Annotated in this window: 21 protein-coding genes; 12 read left to right on the top strand and 9 right to left on the bottom strand. The window is 59.1% G+C overall.

The window, feature by feature from the left end:
• The first annotated feature begins 180 nt into the window (after positions 1 to 180).
• The 8 genes from PI91_RS03890 to citG are packed head-to-tail and all read left to right on the top strand — an operon-like array spanning position 181 to position 7,492.
• Positions 181 to 1,542 carry a 2-hydroxycarboxylate transporter family protein gene (locus PI91_RS03890; protein WP_021242090.1) on the top strand — a complete coding sequence of 454 codons (1,362 nt, stop codon included), beginning with the start codon at positions 181 to 183 and terminating at the stop codon, positions 1,540 to 1,542.
• A gap of 17 nt (positions 1,543 to 1,559) precedes the next feature.
• Positions 1,560 to 2,423, top strand: coding sequence for a fumarylacetoacetate hydrolase family protein (locus PI91_RS03895; RefSeq protein WP_021242089.1), 864 nt, complete (start codon positions 1,560 to 1,562; stop codon positions 2,421 to 2,423).
• A gap of 13 nt (positions 2,424 to 2,436) precedes the next feature.
• Positions 2,437 to 3,459: a [citrate (pro-3S)-lyase] ligase gene (citC, locus tag PI91_RS03900; protein ID WP_039265476.1), complete on the top strand. Its 1,023-nt coding sequence runs from the start codon at positions 2,437 to 2,439 to the stop codon at positions 3,457 to 3,459.
• A 16-nt stretch (positions 3,460 to 3,475) separates the two neighbouring features.
• Complete coding sequence (citD, locus tag PI91_RS03905; protein WP_023294531.1) at positions 3,476 to 3,769, top strand: citrate lyase acyl carrier protein; 294 nt, start codon at positions 3,476 to 3,478, stop codon at positions 3,767 to 3,769.
• A complete protein-coding gene (gene citE / locus PI91_RS03910) occupies positions 3,766 to 4,641 on the top strand; it encodes a citrate (pro-3S)-lyase subunit beta (protein WP_023294530.1) in 876 nt (291 codons plus the stop codon). The genes citD and citE overlap by 4 nt, the downstream gene beginning before the upstream one ends.
• A 10-nt stretch (positions 4,642 to 4,651) precedes the next feature.
• On the top strand, positions 4,652 to 6,175 hold the full coding sequence (gene citF, locus PI91_RS03915) for a citrate lyase subunit alpha (protein ID WP_039265477.1): 1,524 nt from the start codon (positions 4,652 to 4,654) through the stop codon (positions 6,173 to 6,175).
• The gene (gene citX, locus PI91_RS03920) at positions 6,172 to 6,711 is read left to right on the top strand and encodes a citrate lyase holo-[acyl-carrier protein] synthase (RefSeq protein WP_023326046.1); all 540 of its coding nucleotides are present in this window, start codon (positions 6,172 to 6,174) and stop codon (positions 6,709 to 6,711) included. The genes citF and citX overlap by 4 nt, the downstream gene beginning before the upstream one ends.
• Positions 6,689 to 7,492, top strand: coding sequence for a triphosphoribosyl-dephospho-CoA synthase CitG (gene citG, locus PI91_RS03925; RefSeq protein WP_039265478.1), 804 nt, complete (start codon positions 6,689 to 6,691; stop codon positions 7,490 to 7,492). The genes citX and citG overlap by 23 nt, the downstream gene beginning before the upstream one ends.
• Before the next feature lie 79 nt (positions 7,493 to 7,571).
• On the opposite strand, the gene PI91_RS03930 is transcribed toward citG, so the two are convergent.
• From PI91_RS03930 to mutY, 4 genes are all read right to left on the bottom strand, one after another.
• Positions 7,572 to 8,828, bottom strand: a complete 1,257-nt coding sequence (locus tag PI91_RS03930; protein WP_039265479.1) for a nucleoside permease — start codon at positions 8,826 to 8,828, stop codon at positions 7,572 to 7,574.
• A 218-nt stretch (positions 8,829 to 9,046) separates the two neighbouring features.
• Positions 9,047 to 10,123: a membrane-bound lytic murein transglycosylase MltC gene (gene mltC, locus PI91_RS03935; protein WP_021242082.1), complete on the bottom strand. Its 1,077-nt coding sequence runs from the start codon at positions 10,121 to 10,123 to the stop codon at positions 9,047 to 9,049.
• Positions 10,124 to 10,247: 124 nt separating this feature from the next.
• Positions 10,248 to 10,520, bottom strand: a complete 273-nt coding sequence (locus tag PI91_RS03940; protein ID WP_008499765.1) for an oxidative damage protection protein — start codon at positions 10,518 to 10,520, stop codon at positions 10,248 to 10,250.
• Between the two features lie 26 nt (positions 10,521 to 10,546).
• Positions 10,547 to 11,599, bottom strand: a complete 1,053-nt coding sequence (gene mutY / locus PI91_RS03945) for an A/G-specific adenine glycosylase (protein WP_169809165.1) — start codon at positions 11,597 to 11,599, stop codon at positions 10,547 to 10,549.
• Between the two features lie 144 nt (positions 11,600 to 11,743).
• On the opposite strand from mutY, the gene trmB reads away from it, so the two are divergent.
• The 3 genes from trmB to PI91_RS03960 are packed head-to-tail and all read left to right on the top strand — an operon-like array spanning position 11,744 to position 13,562.
• Positions 11,744 to 12,463 (top strand): tRNA (guanosine(46)-N7)-methyltransferase TrmB, encoded by a 720-nt coding sequence (gene trmB / locus PI91_RS03950; protein ID WP_025760376.1) that lies wholly within the window; start codon positions 11,744 to 11,746, stop codon positions 12,461 to 12,463.
• Entirely contained in the window at positions 12,463 to 12,789 is a 327-nt protein-coding gene (locus tag PI91_RS03955; protein WP_003862421.1) for a YggL family protein, read from the top strand. Before trmB ends, PI91_RS03955 begins: the two co-directional genes overlap by 1 nt.
• 56 nt (positions 12,790 to 12,845) lie before the next feature.
• On the top strand, positions 12,846 to 13,562 hold the full coding sequence (locus PI91_RS03960) for a DUF2884 domain-containing protein (protein WP_039265480.1): 717 nt from the start codon (positions 12,846 to 12,848) through the stop codon (positions 13,560 to 13,562).
• A 190-nt stretch (positions 13,563 to 13,752) separates the two neighbouring features.
• On the opposite strand, the gene hemW is transcribed toward PI91_RS03960, so the two are convergent.
• The 5 genes from hemW to PI91_RS03985 are packed head-to-tail and all read right to left on the bottom strand — an operon-like array spanning position 13,753 to position 17,073.
• A complete protein-coding gene (gene hemW / locus PI91_RS03965; protein WP_039024092.1) occupies positions 13,753 to 14,901 on the bottom strand; it encodes a radical SAM family heme chaperone HemW in 1,149 nt (382 codons plus the stop codon).
• The gene (locus PI91_RS03970; protein ID WP_023294524.1) at positions 14,894 to 15,487 is read right to left on the bottom strand and encodes an XTP/dITP diphosphatase; all 594 of its coding nucleotides are present in this window, start codon (positions 15,485 to 15,487) and stop codon (positions 14,894 to 14,896) included. The genes hemW and PI91_RS03970 overlap by 8 nt, the downstream gene beginning before the upstream one ends.
• Before the next feature lie 3 nt (positions 15,488 to 15,490).
• Entirely contained in the window at positions 15,491 to 15,787 is a 297-nt protein-coding gene (gene yggU / locus PI91_RS03975) for a DUF167 family protein YggU (protein ID WP_008499758.1), read from the bottom strand.
• Positions 15,784 to 16,350 carry a YggT family protein gene (locus tag PI91_RS03980; protein ID WP_039265481.1) on the bottom strand — a complete coding sequence of 189 codons (567 nt, stop codon included), beginning with the start codon at positions 16,348 to 16,350 and terminating at the stop codon, positions 15,784 to 15,786. The genes yggU and PI91_RS03980 overlap by 4 nt, the downstream gene beginning before the upstream one ends.
• A 21-nt stretch (positions 16,351 to 16,371) precedes the next feature.
• Positions 16,372 to 17,073 (bottom strand): YggS family pyridoxal phosphate-dependent enzyme, encoded by a 702-nt coding sequence (locus tag PI91_RS03985; protein ID WP_008499756.1) that lies wholly within the window; start codon positions 17,071 to 17,073, stop codon positions 16,372 to 16,374.
• Between the two features lie 17 nt (positions 17,074 to 17,090).
• Between PI91_RS03985 and PI91_RS03990 the strand changes: the two genes are divergently transcribed.
• Positions 17,091 to 18,071 carry a type IV pilus twitching motility protein PilT gene (locus PI91_RS03990; RefSeq protein ID WP_039265482.1) on the top strand — a complete coding sequence of 327 codons (981 nt, stop codon included), beginning with the start codon at positions 17,091 to 17,093 and terminating at the stop codon, positions 18,069 to 18,071.
• Positions 18,072 to 18,081: the final 10 nt, after the last annotated feature.

The raw sequence follows: 18,081 nt of genomic DNA on the forward strand, positions 1-18,081 counted from the left end.
TCAATTCAGAAAAGAAACCATAAAAACCACGGCCATAAATAAGGCGTAAATCACATTAAATAAAAGAAACCATTAAAACCATAGCAGCCATTAAAACTTCGCTTTTAATATGCCATTCCTCACATAAAGTAAGCCTTTGTGACTCTAAGCTGAACGCACAAAATAACCAAGGGGCTTATTATGAGCACAACTGACGATTCTTTCTCTGTTACCCACGACCCGATTGAAATTCAGCGGCCTTCGCTTAAAGAGCGCTGGTGGCATATTATGGATACCTGGAAAATCGGGATTATTCCTCTGCCGCTGTTCGTTCTGGCGGGCGCGCTGATCGCCATTGATTGCCTGGGCGGAAAACTGCCGAGCGATATCGTGGTGATGGTGGCGACGCTGGCCTTCTTCGGCTTTGCCTGCGGCGAGTTTGGCAAACGCCTGCCGATTGTCGGCAAGCTCGGCGCGGCGGCGATTTGCGCCACCTTTATCCCTTCCGCGCTGGTCTATTATGGCCTGCTGCCGGACGTGGTGGTCGAGTCCACCACCAAGTTCTACAAATCCACCAACATTCTCTACCTCTATATCTGCTGCATTATTGTCGGCAGCATCATGAGCATGAACCGCACGGTGCTGATTCAGGGCTTCCTGCGCATCTTCTTCCCGATGCTGTGCGGCGAAATCGTCGGCATGCTGGTGGGGATGGGCGTCGGCCTGGCGCTGGGTCTTGAGCCATTCCAGATCTTCTTCTTTATCATCCTGCCGATCATGGCGGGCGGCGTCGGGGAAGGGGCAATCCCGCTTTCCATCGGCTATGCCACCCTGCTGCACATGGATCAGGGCGTGGCGCTCGGACGCGTGCTGCCGATGGTCATGCTCGGCGGTCTGACGGCGATCATCATCTCCGGCTGCCTGAACCAGCTGGGTAAACGCTACCCGCACCTGACCGGTGAAGGCCAGCTGATGCCTAACCGCGCCAATGCCGATGCCACCGTCTCTCAGCCCGCGTTCTCCGGCAAAGCGGACGTCACTACCATCGCCTCCGGCGCGCTGCTGGCGGTGCTGCTCTACATGCTGGGCATGCTCGGCCACAAGCTGATCGGCCTGCCTGCGCCGGTCGGCATGCTGTTTATGGCGGTGCTGGTGAAGCTCTGCAACGGTGCCTCTCCGCGCCTGCTGGAAGGCTCGCAGGTGGTGTACAAGTTCTTCCAGACCTCCGTGACCTACCCGATTCTCTTTGCCGTTGGCGTGGCCATCACCCCATGGCATGAACTGGTGGCCGCCTTCACGCTGACCAACCTGCTGGTGATTATCAGCACCGTCTCCGCGCTGGTGGCGACCGGGTTCTTCGTCGGCAAAAAGATTGGCATGCACCCGATTGATGTCGCCATCGTCTCCTGCTGCCAGAGCGGCCAGGGCGGTACCGGCGACGTGGCGATCCTGACCGCAGGCAACCGCATGAGCCTGATGCCGTTCGCCCAGATTGCTACCCGTATCGGCGGGGCGATTAACGTCTCCATCTCACTGCTGATTCTGGGCAACTTCCTCGTTTAAGTTTTCAGGAAAGAACAATGAAACTCGCAAGCTTTTTATACCAGGGAAAACGCAGCTACGGCATCGTCCAGGCCGACGGCGTGATTGATTTGGGCCGCCGTCTGGGCGACCGCTACAGCGACCTTAAGGCGCTGCTGCAGGGCAACGGGCTGGCGCAGGCCACCCGCTACCTGAACGATGCCGTGGACGTGCCGATGAGCGCCATCACCTTCTTACCGGTGATTGAGCAGCCGGAAAAAATCCTCTGCGTGGGCATGAACTACGCCGACAAGCGCAAGGAGTTTGACCAGCACAACCCGGCCCCGACGCTGTTTGTCCGCTTCCCGGACTCACAGACCGGCCACAACGAGCCGGTGCTGAAGCCGCGCCACTCCAGCGAATTCGACTACGAAGGCGAGCTGGCGGTGATCATCGGTAAAGGCGGGGAGAACATCAGCCGCGACGACGCCCTGCGCCACGTGGCCGGCTACAGCTGCTACATGGACGGCTCCGCCCGCGACTGGCAGCACACCTGGTTCACCGCCGGTAAAAACTGGCGCAAAACCGGCGCGTTTGGCCCGTGGATGGCGACGGCGGACGAGATCCCCGATCCGCACCAACTGGCAATCCGCACCTGGCTGAACGGCCGCATGGTGCAGGAAGACAACACCAGCAGCATGATCCACAAGGTGGCGGAGCTGATCGAGTACATCAGCACCTTCACCCGCTTAAGTCCTGGCGATGTGATCATCACCGGATCCCCGGGCGGGGTGGGTAAAAAGCGCAATCCGCCGCTGTTTATGAAAGAGGGCGATCGCATTGAGGTGGAGATCGAGCATATCGGTCATCTCAGCAACGTGATCGTGGAAGCGCCAGCCGTCGGGCTTGCGGCAGCACATTAAGTAAGGCGGCAGCATGCATTCGCAACCCATCGATTTTCGCCACACGCTGGTGGCGAAACATCCGGAACGCTTAAGTCAGATCCGTTACCTGCTGGCAGACAGCGGACTTGGCCTGGACAACGACATCACGCTGTTCGTCGAAGCCTGGTCCGGCCCGCAGCTGGTGGGGTGCGCAGGGCTTGCCGTCAACGTCATCAAGTGCGTGGCGGTCAACGAGCAGCTTCGCGGCGAGAACCTCAGCGCGCGGCTGCTGGCGGAGGTGCAAAATGCGGCGCTGGAGCGCGGCCATTTTCACCTCTTCCTCTGCACCCGGCCGTGCAACCGGGAGCGCTTTGCCCGCAGCGGCTTCTGGCCTATCGCCCAGAGCGGGAACAACGCGGTGCTGATGGAGAACACCCCGCAGGGGATCGCGCGCTACTGCCGTTCCCTGCGCGCGAGCCGCAAATGTGGGGAGAATATTGGCGCCATCGTGATGAACGCCAACCCGTTCACCCTCGGCCACCGCCATCTGGTGGAGCAGGCGGCGCAGCGGTGCGATGCCCTGCATCTGTTCGTGGTGCGTGAAGACGTGTCGTTCTTCCCGTTCAGCGCGCGTCTCGAGATGGTGCGCGCGGGCGTGGCGCACCTGCCGAACGTGGTGGTGCATGAGGGCTCGCAGTACATCATTTCCCGCGCCACGTTTCCGGCCTACTTCCTGAAGGAGACCGGCAAGGTGCAGCAGGCGTGGAGCGAGATCGACGTGCTGATCTTCCGGGATTTCATTGCCCCGGCGCTCGGCATCACGCACCGCTTCATCGGCTCGGAGCCGTTCTGCGACATCACCCGCCAGTACAACCAGACGCTGCACGACCTGCTGGCCTCGCATATTGAGGTGGTGGAAATGCCGCGCATCAAGGCCACCGGTAACGCCATATCGGCGTCCGAAGTGCGCCGATTACTGAAGACACAGCAGTTTTCCCGGATCCGGGAGATTGTCCCGGACTCCACCTTCGCGCACCTCGAAACGCATTACCGTGCGAGTGCCGAAGTCGCTTAACTACCAGGAATTTATCATGAAAATTGTAAGGGAGGCGCTGGCCGGAACGCAGGAGTCCAGCGACCTGATGGTGAAAATTGCTCCCGCTCACGGCGAGCTGGAGATCGTCATCCACAGCGAAGTGATTAAGCAGTTTGGCGAGCAGATTCGCCAGGTGGTCAACGACACATTGCGCGCCATGAACGTGCACCAGGGATTAATCATTATTGAAGACAAAGGGGCGCTGGACTGTGTGATCCGCGCCCGCCTGCAAAGCGCGCTGCTGCGTGCCGCCGATGAACAGGCCATCAACTGGGGGGCGCTGAAATGAGCAAACTCCGCCGCAGTATGCTGTTCCTGCCGGGCGCTAACGCCGCCATGCTCTCCACCGCCTTTATCTACCGTCCCGACGCCATCATGTTTGACCTTGAGGACGCCGTTGCCCTGCGCGAGAAGGATACGGCGCGCATGCTGGTGTTCCACGCGCTGCAGCACCCGATGTATCAGGATATCGAAACCGTGGTGCGCATTAACCCGCTGAGCACGCCGTTTGGTCTGCTGGATCTGGAAGCCGCCGTGCGGGCCGGCGTGGACGTGATCCGTCTGCCGAAAACCGATACCCCGGACGACATTTACGAGCTGGAGGGCCACCTCGAGCGCATCGAGCAGGCGTGCGGCCGCGAGGTCGGCTCCACCCGCGTGATGGCGGCGATTGAATCGGCCATTGGCGTCATCAACGCCGTGGCGATTGCCCGCAGCTCTCCGCGCCTCATCGGCATTGCGCTGGCCGCCTTTGACTACGTGATGGATATGCAGACCGAGCGCGGCGACGGCACCGAGCTGTTCTACGCCCGCTGCGCCGTGCTGCACGCCGCCCGCGCGGCGGGTATCGACGCCTTCGACGTGGTGTGGTCAGACGTTAACGACGAGGCCGGGTTCCTGCGCGAGGTCGATCTGATCCGCAAGATGGGCTTCAACGGCAAATCGCTGATTAACCCGCGCCAGATTGACCTGTTGCACAACGCCTACGCCCCGACGCAGGAAGAGGTGGATCACGCCAGAAGGGTGATTGAGGCGGCAGAAGAGGGCGAGCGTAACGGCCTGGGCGTGGTGTCGCTCAACGGCAAAATGGTGGATGCACCGATTATTAACCACGCGCAGGTGGTGCTGGAGCGCGCGGCGGCCTCCGGCGTGCGTCGGTAAGGATGAGATGATGAATCAGACAGAACTTCTTCACGTGAATTTTCCCCATCTGCGGGACTTAAAACCCTTTGATACCGCCCACAGCGCCACGCCGTGGCTGGCGGACAGCGATGCGAAGCACAGCCGCAAGCTGTGTGCCTCCATTGAAGAGGCGGTTAAGCGCTGCGGTCTGCAGAACGGGATGACCATCTCCTTCCACCATGCGTTTCGCGAAGGCGACCGGGTGATCAACACCGTCGTGGCGCTGCTGGCGCGGATGGGCTTCAAAAACCTGACGCTGGCCTCCAGCTCGCTGATGACCTGCAACGACGCGCTGATCGAGCATATCGAAAGCGGCGTCATCACCCGGATTTACACCTCGGGCATGCGCGGCAGGCTGGCGGATGCCATCTCCCACGGGCTGATGGACGAGCCGGTGCAAATTCACTCCCACGGCGGGCGCGTGAAGTTGCTCCAGGACGGCGAGCTGAATATCGACGTGGCGTTTCTCGGTGTGCCGTGTAGCGATGAGTTTGGCAACGCCAACGGGACGCACGGCAAATCGTGCTGCGGCTCCCTGGGCTACGCCATGGTGGACGCGCACTTTGCCCACAAGGTGGTGCTGCTGACTGAAGAACTGGTGCCATTTCCTAATATGCCCGCCAGCCTGGTGCAGGACCAGGTGGACTACATCGTTCAGGTCGAGAGCGTGGGCGACCCGGCGAAAATCAGCGTCGGCGCGGCGCGCGTCACCAGCAACCCGCGCGAGCTGATGATCGCCCGCTATGCGGCGGACGTGATCGAGCATTCCGGCTACTTCAAGCCGGGCTTCTCGATGCAGACCGGCTCCGGCGCGGCGGCCACGGCCTGCACCCGCTTTATGGAAGAGAAGATGGAGCGCGGCGGCGTGAAGGCGCGCTTTGCGCTCGGCGGCATCACCGGCAGCCTGGTGGATCTGCACGAGAAGGGGCTCATCGAAAAGCTGCTCGATACCCAGTGCTTTGACGGTCAGGCGGCGGCCTCGCTGGCGCGTAACCCGAACCACGTGGAGATCTCCACCAACGTTTACGCCAACCCCGGCAGCAAGGCGGCAAGCTGCGACCAGCTCGACGTGGTGATCCTCAGCGCCCTGGAAATCGACGTCGAGTTCAACGTCAATGTTATCACCGGCTCCGACGGCGTGATGCGCGGCGCGTCCGGCGGGCACTGCGACGTGGCCGCCGCGGCGAACCTGACCATTGTGGTCGCGCCGCTGCTGCGCAGCCGCATTCCGACGGTGGTGAAGCGCGTTACCACGCGCCTTACGCCGGGGGAGAGCATCGACGTGCTGGTCACCGATCACGGCATCGCGGTCAACCCGGCGCGCCCGGAAATCCGCGAGCGGCTGCTGGAGGCCGGGCTGAAGGTTGTGGATATCAACGCGCTGTATGAACGGGCGATCTCCCTGACCGGCGTCCCGAAACCGATTGAGTTCACCGACAAAATCGTCGGGGTGATCCGCTACCGCGACGGCAGCGTGATCGACACCGTGCGACAGGTGAAGGAGGACGTATGACTTTAGCGACACCCGTGCGGGCGGGTGTCAGCCTTGACGAACTGCTGGCGGCGAAAGAGCGCCGCGCAGCGCGCCAGGCTGACATGCTTGAGCACTATCAACAACCGGTGATCTCCCTCACGCTGGTCACGCCGGGGGAAATCAAGGACTGCCTGCGCTACCGCAATACCATGGGCGTGGCGCTGCAGATGTGCGACCAGTTGCTGTGGGAAAACCGCTGGCAGGTGCTGGACCGCCAGGTGCTGTGGCTCCCGACCGGGCCCGAAGCCCTGTGGTGCGTGGCCCATCCGGCGGTGGAAATCAAAGCGCACTGTGCGGATCTGGAGCAGACGCACCCGCTCGGCAGGCTGTGGGATCTGGACGTGATTTGCCCTCAGCACGGCCACGTCGGGCGTCAGTCGCTGGGGGGGAATCTCAGGCGCTGCCTGATCTGCGACGCGCCCGCCCACGCCTGTTCCCGTTCGCGCAATCACCCCATTGAGCAGGTGGTTTCCCGCGTGGAGAAGACGATCGATGACTGGTTTGCTCGCGACTAAACCGCGCCCGGCTGACGTGCCCGCGCTTGCCGAAGCGGCGCTGTGGCAGGAGCTGGAGCTGACGCCCAAGCCGGGGCTGGTGGACAGGCTCAACAACGGTTCCCATCGCGATATGGACCACGCGCTGTTCGTCCGCAGCATTGCGGCGATTGCGCCGTGGTTTTCGCGCTTTGCCGAGCTGGGCAGCGCGCATGCGGATAAACCCGCTGGCGAACAGCTACGCCTTCTCCGCCCGATGGGGCTGGCCTGCGAGCAGGCGATGTATGCCGCGACGAACGGAGTGAACACCCACAAGGGCGGGATTTTTGCCCTGGGTTTACTGTGCTTCGCCGCCGGTCGTGTGAAAAATATCTCCACAGAGAGCCTCTGCTGTGAGGTGAGTAACATCTGCCGCGGGCTGGTGTCGCGGGAGCTGGCCGCACGCAGCGGACAGGCGACGGCGGGCGAGCGGCAGTTTAAGCAGTACGGCTTAACCGGCGCGCGCGGTGAGGCGGAGAGCGGCTTTGCGACGGTGCGTAAGGCTTTGGATTCGTGGAACGGACAGTCGCTTCACGGCCTGCTGTTGCGCCTGATGGCCGTCAATCAGGACAGCAATCTGGTTTCTCGCGGCGGCATGGAAGGGTTGCGCTATGTTCAGGGCTACGCGCGGGAACTGCTGGATAACGGCTGGGACCGCGAGGCGTTGAGCAGAATGGATAACGCACTGATTGAACGGAACCTGAGCCCGGGCGGCAGCGCGGATTTGCTGTCGGTGGGGTGGGTGCTCTCTGCAATAAAATAGCCGGGTGGCGGCTTCGCCTTACCCGGCCTACGGTCTGGTTTTTTAGGCCCGGTAAGCGCAGCGCCACCGGGCACAACAATCAATGCGCTATTGGCTGCGCACCGTGTGGTTCACGCACGTGCTTGTACTTGAACAGTGCGATGAACGCGAAGAACAGCACCAGCGAGTACGCCGCGAAGATCAGCCACACCGGCTGCCAGTTGGTGATGCCGTTGGTGGTGTACATCTCAACCACTTTACCGCTCACCACGCCGCCCAGAATACAGCCGAAGCCGTTGGTCATCATCAGGAACATACCCTGCGCGCTGGCGCGGATTTCAGGTTTAACCTCTTTTTCCACAAACACCGAGCCGGAGATGTTGAAGAAGTCGAAGGCGCAGCCGTAAACAATCATCGACAGCACCAGCAGCACGGTGCCGAACGGGCTTGGGTCGCCGTAGGCGAACAGACCGAAGCGCAGCATCCACGCCGCGATACTGATCAGCATGACGTTCTTGATGCCGTAGCGGCTCAGGAAGAACGGGATGGTCAGGATGAACAGCGTCTCAGAGATCTGAGAGATGGACATCATCACCGACGCATGCTCAACGATAAAGCTGCCGGAGAACAGCGGATTGTTATCGAAGCTGTGCAGGAAGGTGTTGCCGAACATGTTGGTGATCTGCAGCTCCGCGCCCAGCAGCATGGAGAAGATGAAGAAGATCGCCATGCGTTTGTTTTTGAACAGCGCGAAGGCATCCAGGCCGAGCATGGTGCTCCAGCTCTGGTTTTTCTGCTGGTTAGACACCGGAATGGTTGGCAGCGTCAGGGTGAAGATCGCCAGCAATACGGAGAGCGCCGCACCGATATAGAGCTGCATATGGCTCAGTTCGAAGCCCGCGAAGCTTACGCCCCACATTGCCATGATAAAGCCGATGGTGCCCCAGATACGGATTGGCGGGAAATCGGTCACGATATCCATATCCGCGGACTTCAGGCGGTAGTAGGAGATGGTGTTGATCAGCCCAAGCGTTGGCATATAGGCCAGCGAGTTGAGCAGGATCACCATGAACATCGCCCCCAGCGTGGTCACCTGGGCTGCCATAAACAGCGTCCCCGCGCCCACCAGGTGGCAAAGCATGTACAGCCATTTGGCGCTTAACCATTTATCCGCCACGATCCCCAGCAGCGTTGGCATGAAGACAGCCGCAATACCGAGCGAGCTGTAGACGGCACCGATTGACGCACCATCGAACTTCAGCGTCACAAACATATAGGAGCCGAGTGTAGTCAGCCAGCTACCCCACAGGCAGAACTGCAGAAACGACAATATTTTAAGCTGCAGCTTAAGGTTCATGTTACTTTCCTCACAAGTGAGCGGGAGATATGTTGTTATAGAAACATTCAGGGTTGTTATTTGATGCAATTCTATCAGTTGGCAACGATATGTTTTGTTACCTCCCGCAAAAAAATGCAATCCACATTAATTTGCAGTTTGGATTGTGATGCAAATAACATTTTCGTATGGGTGGGGAGAAGCAGAACACCTTCTCCTTGCAGGAGAAGGTGTGCGGATCACCGGCGACGGTAGTTCTTCTGCGCCGTATTCACCTTATACAGATAACGACGGGATTCCGCGGACGGGTGGCGGGTGGTCAGGGTGGCGTAGACATCCCCTGGCGCCATGCTGTTGATGATGTTTGCGGCCTGCACTTTGTCATTTGAGAAGACGCGCAGCACGCTGCCCGCGCCGCCGTTATAGGCGGTGATCACCGCATAGCGACGCGACGTCGGGTTGTCGATGCCGCCGAGGTAGACATTGTTCAGCATCGCCAGATAGGCCGTGCCGGTATCAATGTTGCTCTGCGGGTCGAACAGATAGCTGCGGCTCGGCGTGCCGGATTTGCCCTGCGCGCGGAACACGTCTTTACCGGCGCTGTGCTGCACCACCTGCATCAGCCCCAGGGCGTCGGAACGGCTTACCGCATACGGGTTAAACGAGGATTCGGTCTGCATAATCGCCAGGATCAGCGACTCATCCACGCCGTATTTACGCGAGGCCTGACGCACCATGCCCAGATACTTATGCGCACGCTTGTCGAGGTGGTTCGGGACGAGGTTGATGGTGACGCTGTAGATAATCTTCAGACCGTTAGAGCGGCTCTTCAGGCGCGTCTGCAGCAGGTAATCGGCAAATTTCGTGGCGCGACCTTCCCAGCGGATCGGCTGGCCGGTCTGATCGACGACCTGACCGTACAGGAACGGCTCTTTCGAGATGGTGATATCGTCGGCATCGGAGTAGAGATCGATAGAGCCCGGATCGTCACCCATCAGCAGGGTTTTGATAATGGCCTGACGGAGTCGAGCCGCAGGGTCTGTGCCTGCGATGGTCTCAATCGTGATCGTCCCCTCATCAAAGTTGATGTGGCTACGGGTCAGATAGGCGTCGGTGTACTTAACGTAGTCCTTAGGTCCGGCAATAAGAACTTCGTTAAATCCCCATATGTTCTCGATGTTGTGGGCAAACTGCCCCATCAAAATGTCAAAACCGTTGGTGTCCTTGATCCAGGCTTCGTTGTAATCATCGCCTTTTTTTGACGAACACGAGACAAGCAACGGCGCAACAAGGGCTAGCGCTAAAAGTTTTTTCATCATTCCGGGAGTGCGTGTTGTGTTTGCTTAGTCGTTGCTTTCGCCGGGTGGCGCTGCGCTTACCCGGCCTACAAAACCGTAGGCCCGTGCAAGCGAAGCGCCGCCGGGCAACAGCCGCTCGATGTTATTTTTCCGGTGGCGTATAGCCTTCGATGTGCACGTCTTTACCTTCGAACAGGAAGCTCACCATCTCCTGCTCCAGCAGCTTGCGGTGTTCCGGGTTCATCATGCTGAGTTTCTTCTCGTTGATCAGCATGGTCTGCTTTTTCTGCCACTGTCCCCAGGCTTCTTTGGAGATTTCATTGTAGATGCGTTTACCCAGCTCGCCCGGATAAAGCTGGAAATCCTGGCCCTCAGCGTCACGCTGCAGGAAAGTACAAAAAATCGTTCTGGCCATACTCATTCCTCTTTTTCTTGTCGATGCTAAACCATTGCACCGGCACGTAATTGCTGTAACAGGCGCTCCACGGGAGCCGCCAGTCCGACTGATGGCGGTTGCGCTAAGTTATACCAGAGAGCGGTGCCTTCATCCATGCACGAGGCGACGGAGGACACGGGAAGCCACATCGGCACAATATCCAGATGGAAATGGCTGAAGGTGTGGCGAAACGCGGTCAGCTGCGTCAGGTTATCGGCAGCAATCCCGCGCTGTTTAAGCCATTCACGCAGCAAGTCTTCATCTTCAAACTGTGGGAAGCAGTATAGACCACCCCACAGACCGCTCGGCGGACGCTGGGCGAGAAAGACCTCATCACCGTGCTGCATCAGCAGCATATAGCCGGTGCGCTCCGGCAGCGTCTGTTTGGGTTTCTTGCCCGGATACTGCGCCCAGGAATGGTTGGCATACGCCACGCAAAGATTATTCACCGGGCAGAGCTCGCATTTGGGTTTTGAGCGCGTGCAGACCATGGCGCCGAGATCCATCATCGCCTGGTTGAAACGCTCGACGCCGTTGGCTGGGGTAACCGCTTCACTGATTTCCCAAAGGCGTTTTTCAACATCCTTCTTCCCCGGCCAGCCGTCAACGGCATAGCAGCGTGCCAGCACGCGCTTGACGTTGCCGTCGAGGATCGGGAAATGCTTGCCTAAAGACAGGGAGAGAATGGCGCCTGCGGTCGAACGCCCGACGCCGGGTAAGTCCGCCACCTCGTCGAAGGTTTCCGGGAATTTCCCGTTGTGGCGCGTCGCGACCTGCTGTGCGGCCTTGTGCAGGTTGCGCGCGCGGGCGTAATAGCCCAGCCCGGTCCACAGGTGCAGCACCTCGTCCAGCGGGGCGTTGGCCAGATCGGTGACCGTCGGGAAGCGCGCCATAAAACGCTCGAAGTAAGGGATCACCGTGGCGACCTGCGTTTGTTGCAACATCACCTCGGAGAGCCATACTTTGTACGGCGTTTTTTCAATTTGCCAGGGCAGGGTTTTACGCCCGTATTTGTCGTACCAGTCCAGCACCTGGGCTGAAAATTGAGAGGCTTGCATGGTCATCGATTCGCATAATCAGGGACGCAGATTGCAGCACAGCGTCAATCTGCTGTAAACCGGATCTTTCCCATGCTTGCATAGAAGCCTTAACTTTGGATAATGCCCGTTTCCCGAACATTCTCACAAGCAGACAACTCTTTTATGAAAAACGACGTCATTTCACCGGAATTTGATGAAAACGGCCGCCCGCTGCGCCGTATTCGCAGCTTTGTCCGTCGTCAGGGCCGCCTGACAAAAGGTCAGCAACACGCGCTGGACAACTACTGGCCGGTGATGGGCGTTGAGTTCAGCGAGCAGCCTCTGGATTTCAGCGAGCTGTTTGGCCGCGACGCGCCGGTCACGCTGGAAATTGGCTTCGGTATGGGCGCCTCGCTGGTGACCATGGCGAAAGCGCGCCCGGAGCAGAACTTCCTTGGTATCGAAGTGCATTCGCCGGGCGTGGGCGCGTGTCTGGCAACGGCCCATGAAGAGGGCGTTGAGAACCTGCGCGTAATGTGTCACGACGCGGTGGAAGTGCTGCACAAAATGATTCCTGACAATTCTTTAACCATGGTTCAGCTCTTTTTCCCTGACCCGTGGCACAAAGCGCGTCATAATAAACGCCGTATCGTTCAGGCGCCGTTTGCCGAGCTGGTTAAAAGCAAGCTGAAGCTGGGCGGTGTCTTCCATATGGCGACCGACTGGGAACCGTATGCGGAACATATGCTGGAAGTGATGTCGTCGCTCGACGGTTACAAAAACCAGTCTGCGAGCAACGACTATGTACCGCGTCCGGAATCGCGTCCGGTAACGAAATTTGAACAGCGTGGCCATCGTCTTGGTCACGGTGTATGGGACTTAATGTTCGAGAGGGTGAAATAATGGCAAAGAATCGTAGCCGTCGTCTGCGTAAAAAGATGCACATCGAAGAATTCCAGGAAGTGGGCTTCTCCGTTGCGTGGCGTTTCCCGGAAGGCACCAGCGTTGAGCAGATCGATCAGGACGTGGATGCGTTCATCAACGAGGTGATCGAGCCAAACAAACTGGCCTTCGACGGTAGCGGCTATCTGGCCTGGGAAGGTCTGATCTGCACCCAGGAAGTGGGTAAATGCACCGAAGAACATCAGGCCCTGGTCCGTAAATGGCTTGAAGACCACAAGCTCGAAGATGTCCGCGTCAGCGAACTTTTCGACGTTTGGTGGGACTAATAAAGCAGTCAAGGGCCAGCATTAGCTGGCCCATTTTGTCTGAGGGAGTGTTTAAGATGCGCAAAACGTTGCTGGCAGTTGCTTTGATGGCAACCGGATTCACCGCCCATGCGGATTATCAATGTAGCGTCACCCCGCGTGATGACGTGGTGTTAAGCCCGCAAACCGTGCAGGTCAAAGGCGAGAACGGCAATCTGGTAATTACGCCAGAAGGGAACGTCACCTATAACGGCAAGCAGTACAACCTGACTGCCGCACAGCGCGAGCAGGCGAAAGACTACCAGTCCGAATTGCGTACCGCGCTACCGTGGATTAATGAAGGTGCCCTGACGCGCGTCGAAAAGAGCCGCGTGGCGCTGGATAAGATCATCACCAAAGAGGTGGGTGAGAGCAGTAACATGCGCACCCGCCTGACGAAGCTGGACAAGCAGCTTAAAGAACAGATGAACCGCATTATCGAGACGCGCTCCGACGGCCTGACGTTCCACTACAAGGCGATTGATCAGGTCCGTGCCGACGGGCAGCAGCTGGTGAACCAGGCGATGGGCGGCATCCTGCAGGACAGCATCAACGAGATGGGCGCCAAAGCGGTGCTGAAAGGCGGCGGTAACCCGCTGCAGGGCGTGCTGGGCAGTCTGGGCGGCCTGCAAACCTCCATTCAGAACGAGTGGAAAAACCAGGAAGATGATTTCCAGCAGTTCAGCAAAGACGTGTGTAAGCGCGTGGTGTCGCTGGAAGATAGCCGGAAGGCGCTGGTGGGGACGCTGAAGTAAGGACCCCTAACCCTAACCCTCTCCCTTTTAGGGTGTACGGTCCGGGGACATGGTAGACAGGTGTTCGGGGACATGGTGAACACTTTTTAACATCCTTTACCCATGGTGATCGACTGTTTCTTCAGGTCGATCATCTCCACACTCTGCCAGCCTTTCCCTCAGCCGGCAGAACGGGATGCAAAATCCTGAATCAGCCTTCAGCTTCTTCGGCGAGGAACAGCTCAAGAAGGGAGTTAAGGAACAGTTTGCCGTGCTCGGTGATCTGCCAGTATTCCTCACATTCCGTGAGATACCCCTGCGCCAGCGCTTCGTCGATCTGCGGGCGAATCACCGACTCCGGCAGCCCGGTGTACAGCGCAAACTCAGCGCGCGGCGCGGCTTCCAGCAGACGGAAGCGGTTCATAAAGAACTCAAACGGCTTATCCGCCGCCTCGACGTCGTGCTGACGCTCCAGGTAGCGGCCTTCCATATACCCGCGCGGGTGGCGGGTTTTGGCAGTACGCAGAATACGCCCGTCCGGGAAGGTCACCTTGCCGTGCGCGCCGCAGCCAATGCCCAGATAGTCGCCAAAGCGCCAGTAGTTCAGGTTGTGCTGACACTGATAGCCCGGCTTCGCATAGGCCGACGTTTCGTACTGCTGATAGCCCGCAGCGGTTAACAGCTGGTGACCCTGCTCGAAGATATCCCACAGCGCGTCGTCATCCGGCAGCACCGGCGGACGCGAGCCAAACAGGGTGTTGGGCTCGATGGTGAGCTGGTACCACGACAGATGAGGGGGATTCAGCGCAATGGCCTGGCGCAAATCGTCCAGCGCCTCGTCCAGCGACTGATCCGGCAGGCCGTGCATCAGATCCAGGTTAAAGCTGCGAAGATTAAGGCCGGTCGCCAGGTTTGCTGCGCGCTTCGCCTCTTCCGGGCCGTGAATACGCCCCAGGCGCTTCAGCTTCGGCTCGCTAAAGCTCTGCACGCCGATGGAGATGCGGTTCACGCCCGCGCGCTGATAGTCGACAAAACGGTCGGCCTCAACGGTGCCGGGGTTGGCTTCCATCGTAATTTCAGCATCCGCTGCCAGGTTCAGGCGCGCGCGCACGCCGTCCAGCAGCGTTTGCATCGCCGGGCCTGACAGCAGGCTCGGCGTACCGCCACCAATGAAAATGGTCTTAACTTCACGTCCCTGTGCGTAAGGTACATCGGCATCCAGGTCGGCCAGCAGATGCGCAACGTAGTCATCGTGCGGCACTTCGCCCTTCAGCGCGTGCGAGTTGAAATCACAGTACGGGCATTTTTGCACGCACCACGGGATGTGAATATAAAGACTCAGAGGTGGCAAATTAGCCATTACGCAGTGCTTCCAGTAACAGTTTCAGCGCGCGTCCGCGGTGGGATATCGCGCTTTTCTCTTCGCGGGTCAGTTCCGCAGCGGTTTTGCCCTCGGAAGGGACAAAGAAAATCGGGTCGTAACCAAAGCCGCCGTTGCCAGCCGCTTCACGGGTAATCACGCCCGGCCAGCTGCCGTGGCAGACGATCGGCGTCGGGTCTTCCGCGTGACGCAGATAGACCAGCACGCAGTGGAACTGCGCGGTGCGCTGTTCGTCCGGGACGTCTTTCAGGGCGACAAGCAGCTTTTCCAGATTCTGCTGGTCGGTGGCGTCAACGCCGGAATAGCGGGCAGAGTAGATCCCCGGCGCGCCGCCGAGGGCGTCTACGGCCAGGCCGGAGTCGTCGGCAATCGCGGGGAGGCCAGTTACCTGCGCAGCGTGGCGCGCTTTAATGATCGCGTTTTCGATAAACGTCAGCCCCGTCTCTTCGGCGGAATCCACGCCAAGATCGGTCTGGGCGACCACGTCCAGACCAAAATCATTTAATAGCGAGGCCAGCTCGCGCACTTTACCGGCGTTGCCGGTCGCGAGAACAACTTTCTGCATGGTTTAGTCCTGTTCTGTCAGAGCCGCGACTTCCGTCGGGATAGATTGCGGATTAAGGATTTTTACCTGTTTATGTCGCCCCAGTTCGCCTTTTTCAATGATGACCTGGCTTTTGGCGACGCGAAACTGTTTTGCCAGATATTTGGTCAGATGCGCGTTCGCCTGGCCGTCAACCGGCGGGGCAGTGATGGCGACTTTTAACTCGTCGCCATGCAGTCCAACAATACCGTCACGGCTGGCTTTCGGCTGAATATACAGCCGTAAAACCAGCCCGTCAGCGCAGGTGCTTACGGCACTCATAGCGCCATCCACAGCCCCGGCAGCAGCATATCGCCCGTGGACTGCAGCAGTTCAGCGACCCCCATGTTGATCACATAGAGCAGCAGAACCAGGATCATCGGCGAAAAATCGATGCCGCCCATAGACGGAAGCAGGTTACGGATCGGGCGCAGCAGCGGCTCGGTCAGCTGAATCAAGGCGTACTCCACCGGGCTACGGCCCTGGCTCACCCAGCTCATGATCGCCATGACCAGCAGCACCCAGAAGATCAGCAGGCCGATGGTTTTGATCAAAATCAGGATGGCGACAATCCAGATAATCGGCTGGAAGGTGAAGACCATAAACAGCACAATCGCTTTGATAACGCTCAGAATAAACGCCACCAGCAGAGACGAACTGTCGATGGGCCCCATGGCCGGGATAATACGGCGCAGCGGTCCGACAACAGGCTGCGTGATTTTCACGACAAACTGCGAGAACGGATTGTAAAAATCACAGCGGGCCCACTGCATCCAGACGCGCAGCAAAAGCGCCATCGTGTACAGCTCAATGACCGTTGAGAGCAGGAAAGTCAACGTCTTCATGGCGTTCCTCAGGTTTCCTTATTATTTTGAGTAGTCGCGCGCACCGAAAATTGCCGTGCCGATGCGCACCATCGTGCTGCCTGCCGCAATGGCGGCTTCCATATCATCCGACATGCCCAGAGAAAGCGTGTCTACCGTGTTATAGCGCGCTTTAAGCGCCTCAAATGCTACAGCCATTTGCTGTGCCACGGCAAACTGCCTTTCATAACTTGACTCAGGCGCCGGGATTGCCATCAAACCACGCAGGCTTAAGCGCGGCAGTTCGGCCACCTCGGCTGCCAGCGCATCCAGCTCGCTCAGCGCAATACCGGACTTGCTGTTTTCATCGCTGATGTTGATTTGAATCAGCACGTTAAGCGCTGGCATCTCTGCCGGACGCTGGTCGTTCAGGCGTGTCGCAATGCGCAGACGGTCAACGGTATGGCACCAGTCGAAGTGCTCCGCCACCAGACGGCTTTTGTTCGACTGCAGTGGGCCGATAAAGTGCCACTGCAGATCCGTCTTCCCCTGTTCCTGGAAGTAGCGAATTTTATCCACGCCTTCCTGGACGTAGTTTTCACCAAACGCCCGCTGGCCTGCGTCAATGGCTTCTGCGATGGCGCTCGCAGGCTTGGTTTTGCTGACAGCAAGTAGCGTAATTTCTTCTGAAGCCCGGCCGCAACGCGTTGCGGCGGCTGAGATTTTGTCCCGGACCTGTGCCAGGTTATGCGCAATGTCGTTCATTTTCCGAGGAGTAGTCTATGGATGTGGAAGAAATTGTGGCCCTTAGTGTAAAGCATAACGTCTCCGATCTACACCTGTGCAGTGATTCGCCACCTCGCTGGCGCAGAACGGGCCGCCTTGAACCGGCACCGTTTCCTTCTCCGGACCTCGGGGCGTTGTTAAAAGCGTGGCTCAACGATGAGCAGCAGGGGATATGGTGGGCCAACGGGCAGGTGGATTTTGCCGCGACGGTGGCGGGAGGCCAGCGCCTGCGCGGCAGTGCCTTTAAGCAGATGCACGGAGTCTCTGTGACGCTACGGCTGTTGCCGCGTACCTGTCCGCAGCTCGCTTCGCTGGGCGCACCGAGGGTTATCCCGGAACTGTTAACCAATGCGTCCGGGTTGATTCTGGTGACGGGGGCGACCGGCAGCGGCAAATCTACGACGCTGGCGGCGATGGTCGATTTTCTCAACCACCATACTGACGGCCATATTCTCACGCTCGAAGATCCGGTGGAGTTTATCTATCAGAGCGAGCGTTGCCTGATCCAGCAGCGGGAGATCGGCCAGCACAGCCCGTCATTTGCCGACGCGCTGCGCAGTGCCTTACGCCAGGATCCGGACGTGATTTTGCTGGGAGAGCTGCGCGACAGCGAAACGATCCGCCTGGCGCTAACGGCAGCGGAGACCGGGCACCTGGTGCTGGCGACGCTGCATACGCGCGGGGCATCGCAGGCGATTGAGCGGCTGGTCGATACGTTCCCGGCGCAGGAGAAAGATCCGGTGCGTAACCAGCTGGCCGGCAGCCTGCGGGCGGTGCTGGCGCAGAAGCTGGTTCCTGACTTACAGGACGGGCGCGTCGCGCTGTATGAGCTGCTGGTGAATACCGCGGCGGCGGCGAATCTGATACGAGAAGGAAAAACGTGGCAGCTGCCCGGCATTATTCAAACCGGACAGCAGGCAGGCATGCAGAACTTTGACCAAAGCCTGGCGGAGAGACGGGCGCAGGGGCGGCTCTAGGCCCCTGTGC

Origin of the sequence: Enterobacter sp. FB, from assembly GCF_000805795.1 — a bacterium.
Lineage (GTDB): Bacteria > Pseudomonadota > Gammaproteobacteria > Enterobacterales > Enterobacteriaceae > Enterobacter > Enterobacter roggenkampii.

Coding starts and splice junctions, on each gene's coding strand:
- mutY (WP_169809165.1), bottom strand. CDS start 11,599: ATGCAAGCCTCTCAATTTTCAGCCCAGGTGCTGGACTGGTACGACAAA.
- citF (WP_039265477.1), top strand. CDS start 4,652: ATGAATCAGACAGAACTTCTTCACGTGAATTTTCCCCATCTGCGGGAC.
- yggU (WP_008499758.1), bottom strand. CDS start 15,787: ATGAGTGCCGTAAGCACCTGCGCTGACGGGCTGGTTTTACGGCTGTAT.
- PI91_RS03985 (WP_008499756.1), bottom strand. CDS start 17,073: ATGAACGACATTGCGCATAACCTGGCACAGGTCCGGGACAAAATCTCA.
- citC (WP_039265476.1), top strand. CDS start 2,437: ATGCATTCGCAACCCATCGATTTTCGCCACACGCTGGTGGCGAAACAT.
- trmB (WP_025760376.1), top strand. CDS start 11,744: ATGAAAAACGACGTCATTTCACCGGAATTTGATGAAAACGGCCGCCCG.
- PI91_RS03895 (WP_021242089.1), top strand. CDS start 1,560: ATGAAACTCGCAAGCTTTTTATACCAGGGAAAACGCAGCTACGGCATC.
- PI91_RS03990 (WP_039265482.1), top strand. CDS start 17,091: ATGGATGTGGAAGAAATTGTGGCCCTTAGTGTAAAGCATAACGTCTCC.
- PI91_RS03970 (WP_023294524.1), bottom strand. CDS start 15,487: ATGCAGAAAGTTGTTCTCGCGACCGGCAACGCCGGTAAAGTGCGCGAG.
- citD (WP_023294531.1), top strand. CDS start 3,476: ATGAAAATTGTAAGGGAGGCGCTGGCCGGAACGCAGGAGTCCAGCGAC.
- PI91_RS03960 (WP_039265480.1), top strand. CDS start 12,846: ATGCGCAAAACGTTGCTGGCAGTTGCTTTGATGGCAACCGGATTCACC.
- PI91_RS03890 (WP_021242090.1), top strand. CDS start 181: ATGAGCACAACTGACGATTCTTTCTCTGTTACCCACGACCCGATTGAA.
- PI91_RS03955 (WP_003862421.1), top strand. CDS start 12,463: ATGGCAAAGAATCGTAGCCGTCGTCTGCGTAAAAAGATGCACATCGAA.
- hemW (WP_039024092.1), bottom strand. CDS start 14,901: ATGGCTAATTTGCCACCTCTGAGTCTTTATATTCACATCCCGTGGTGC.
- citG (WP_039265478.1), top strand. CDS start 6,689: ATGACTGGTTTGCTCGCGACTAAACCGCGCCCGGCTGACGTGCCCGCG.
- PI91_RS03930 (WP_039265479.1), bottom strand. CDS start 8,828: ATGAACCTTAAGCTGCAGCTTAAAATATTGTCGTTTCTGCAGTTCTGC.
- PI91_RS03980 (WP_039265481.1), bottom strand. CDS start 16,350: ATGAAGACGTTGACTTTCCTGCTCTCAACGGTCATTGAGCTGTACACG.
- citE (WP_023294530.1), top strand. CDS start 3,766: ATGAGCAAACTCCGCCGCAGTATGCTGTTCCTGCCGGGCGCTAACGCC.
- citX (WP_023326046.1), top strand. CDS start 6,172: ATGACTTTAGCGACACCCGTGCGGGCGGGTGTCAGCCTTGACGAACTG.
- PI91_RS03940 (WP_008499765.1), bottom strand. CDS start 10,520: ATGGCCAGAACGATTTTTTGTACTTTCCTGCAGCGTGACGCTGAGGGC.
- mltC (WP_021242082.1), bottom strand. CDS start 10,123: ATGAAAAAACTTTTAGCGCTAGCCCTTGTTGCGCCGTTGCTTGTCTCG.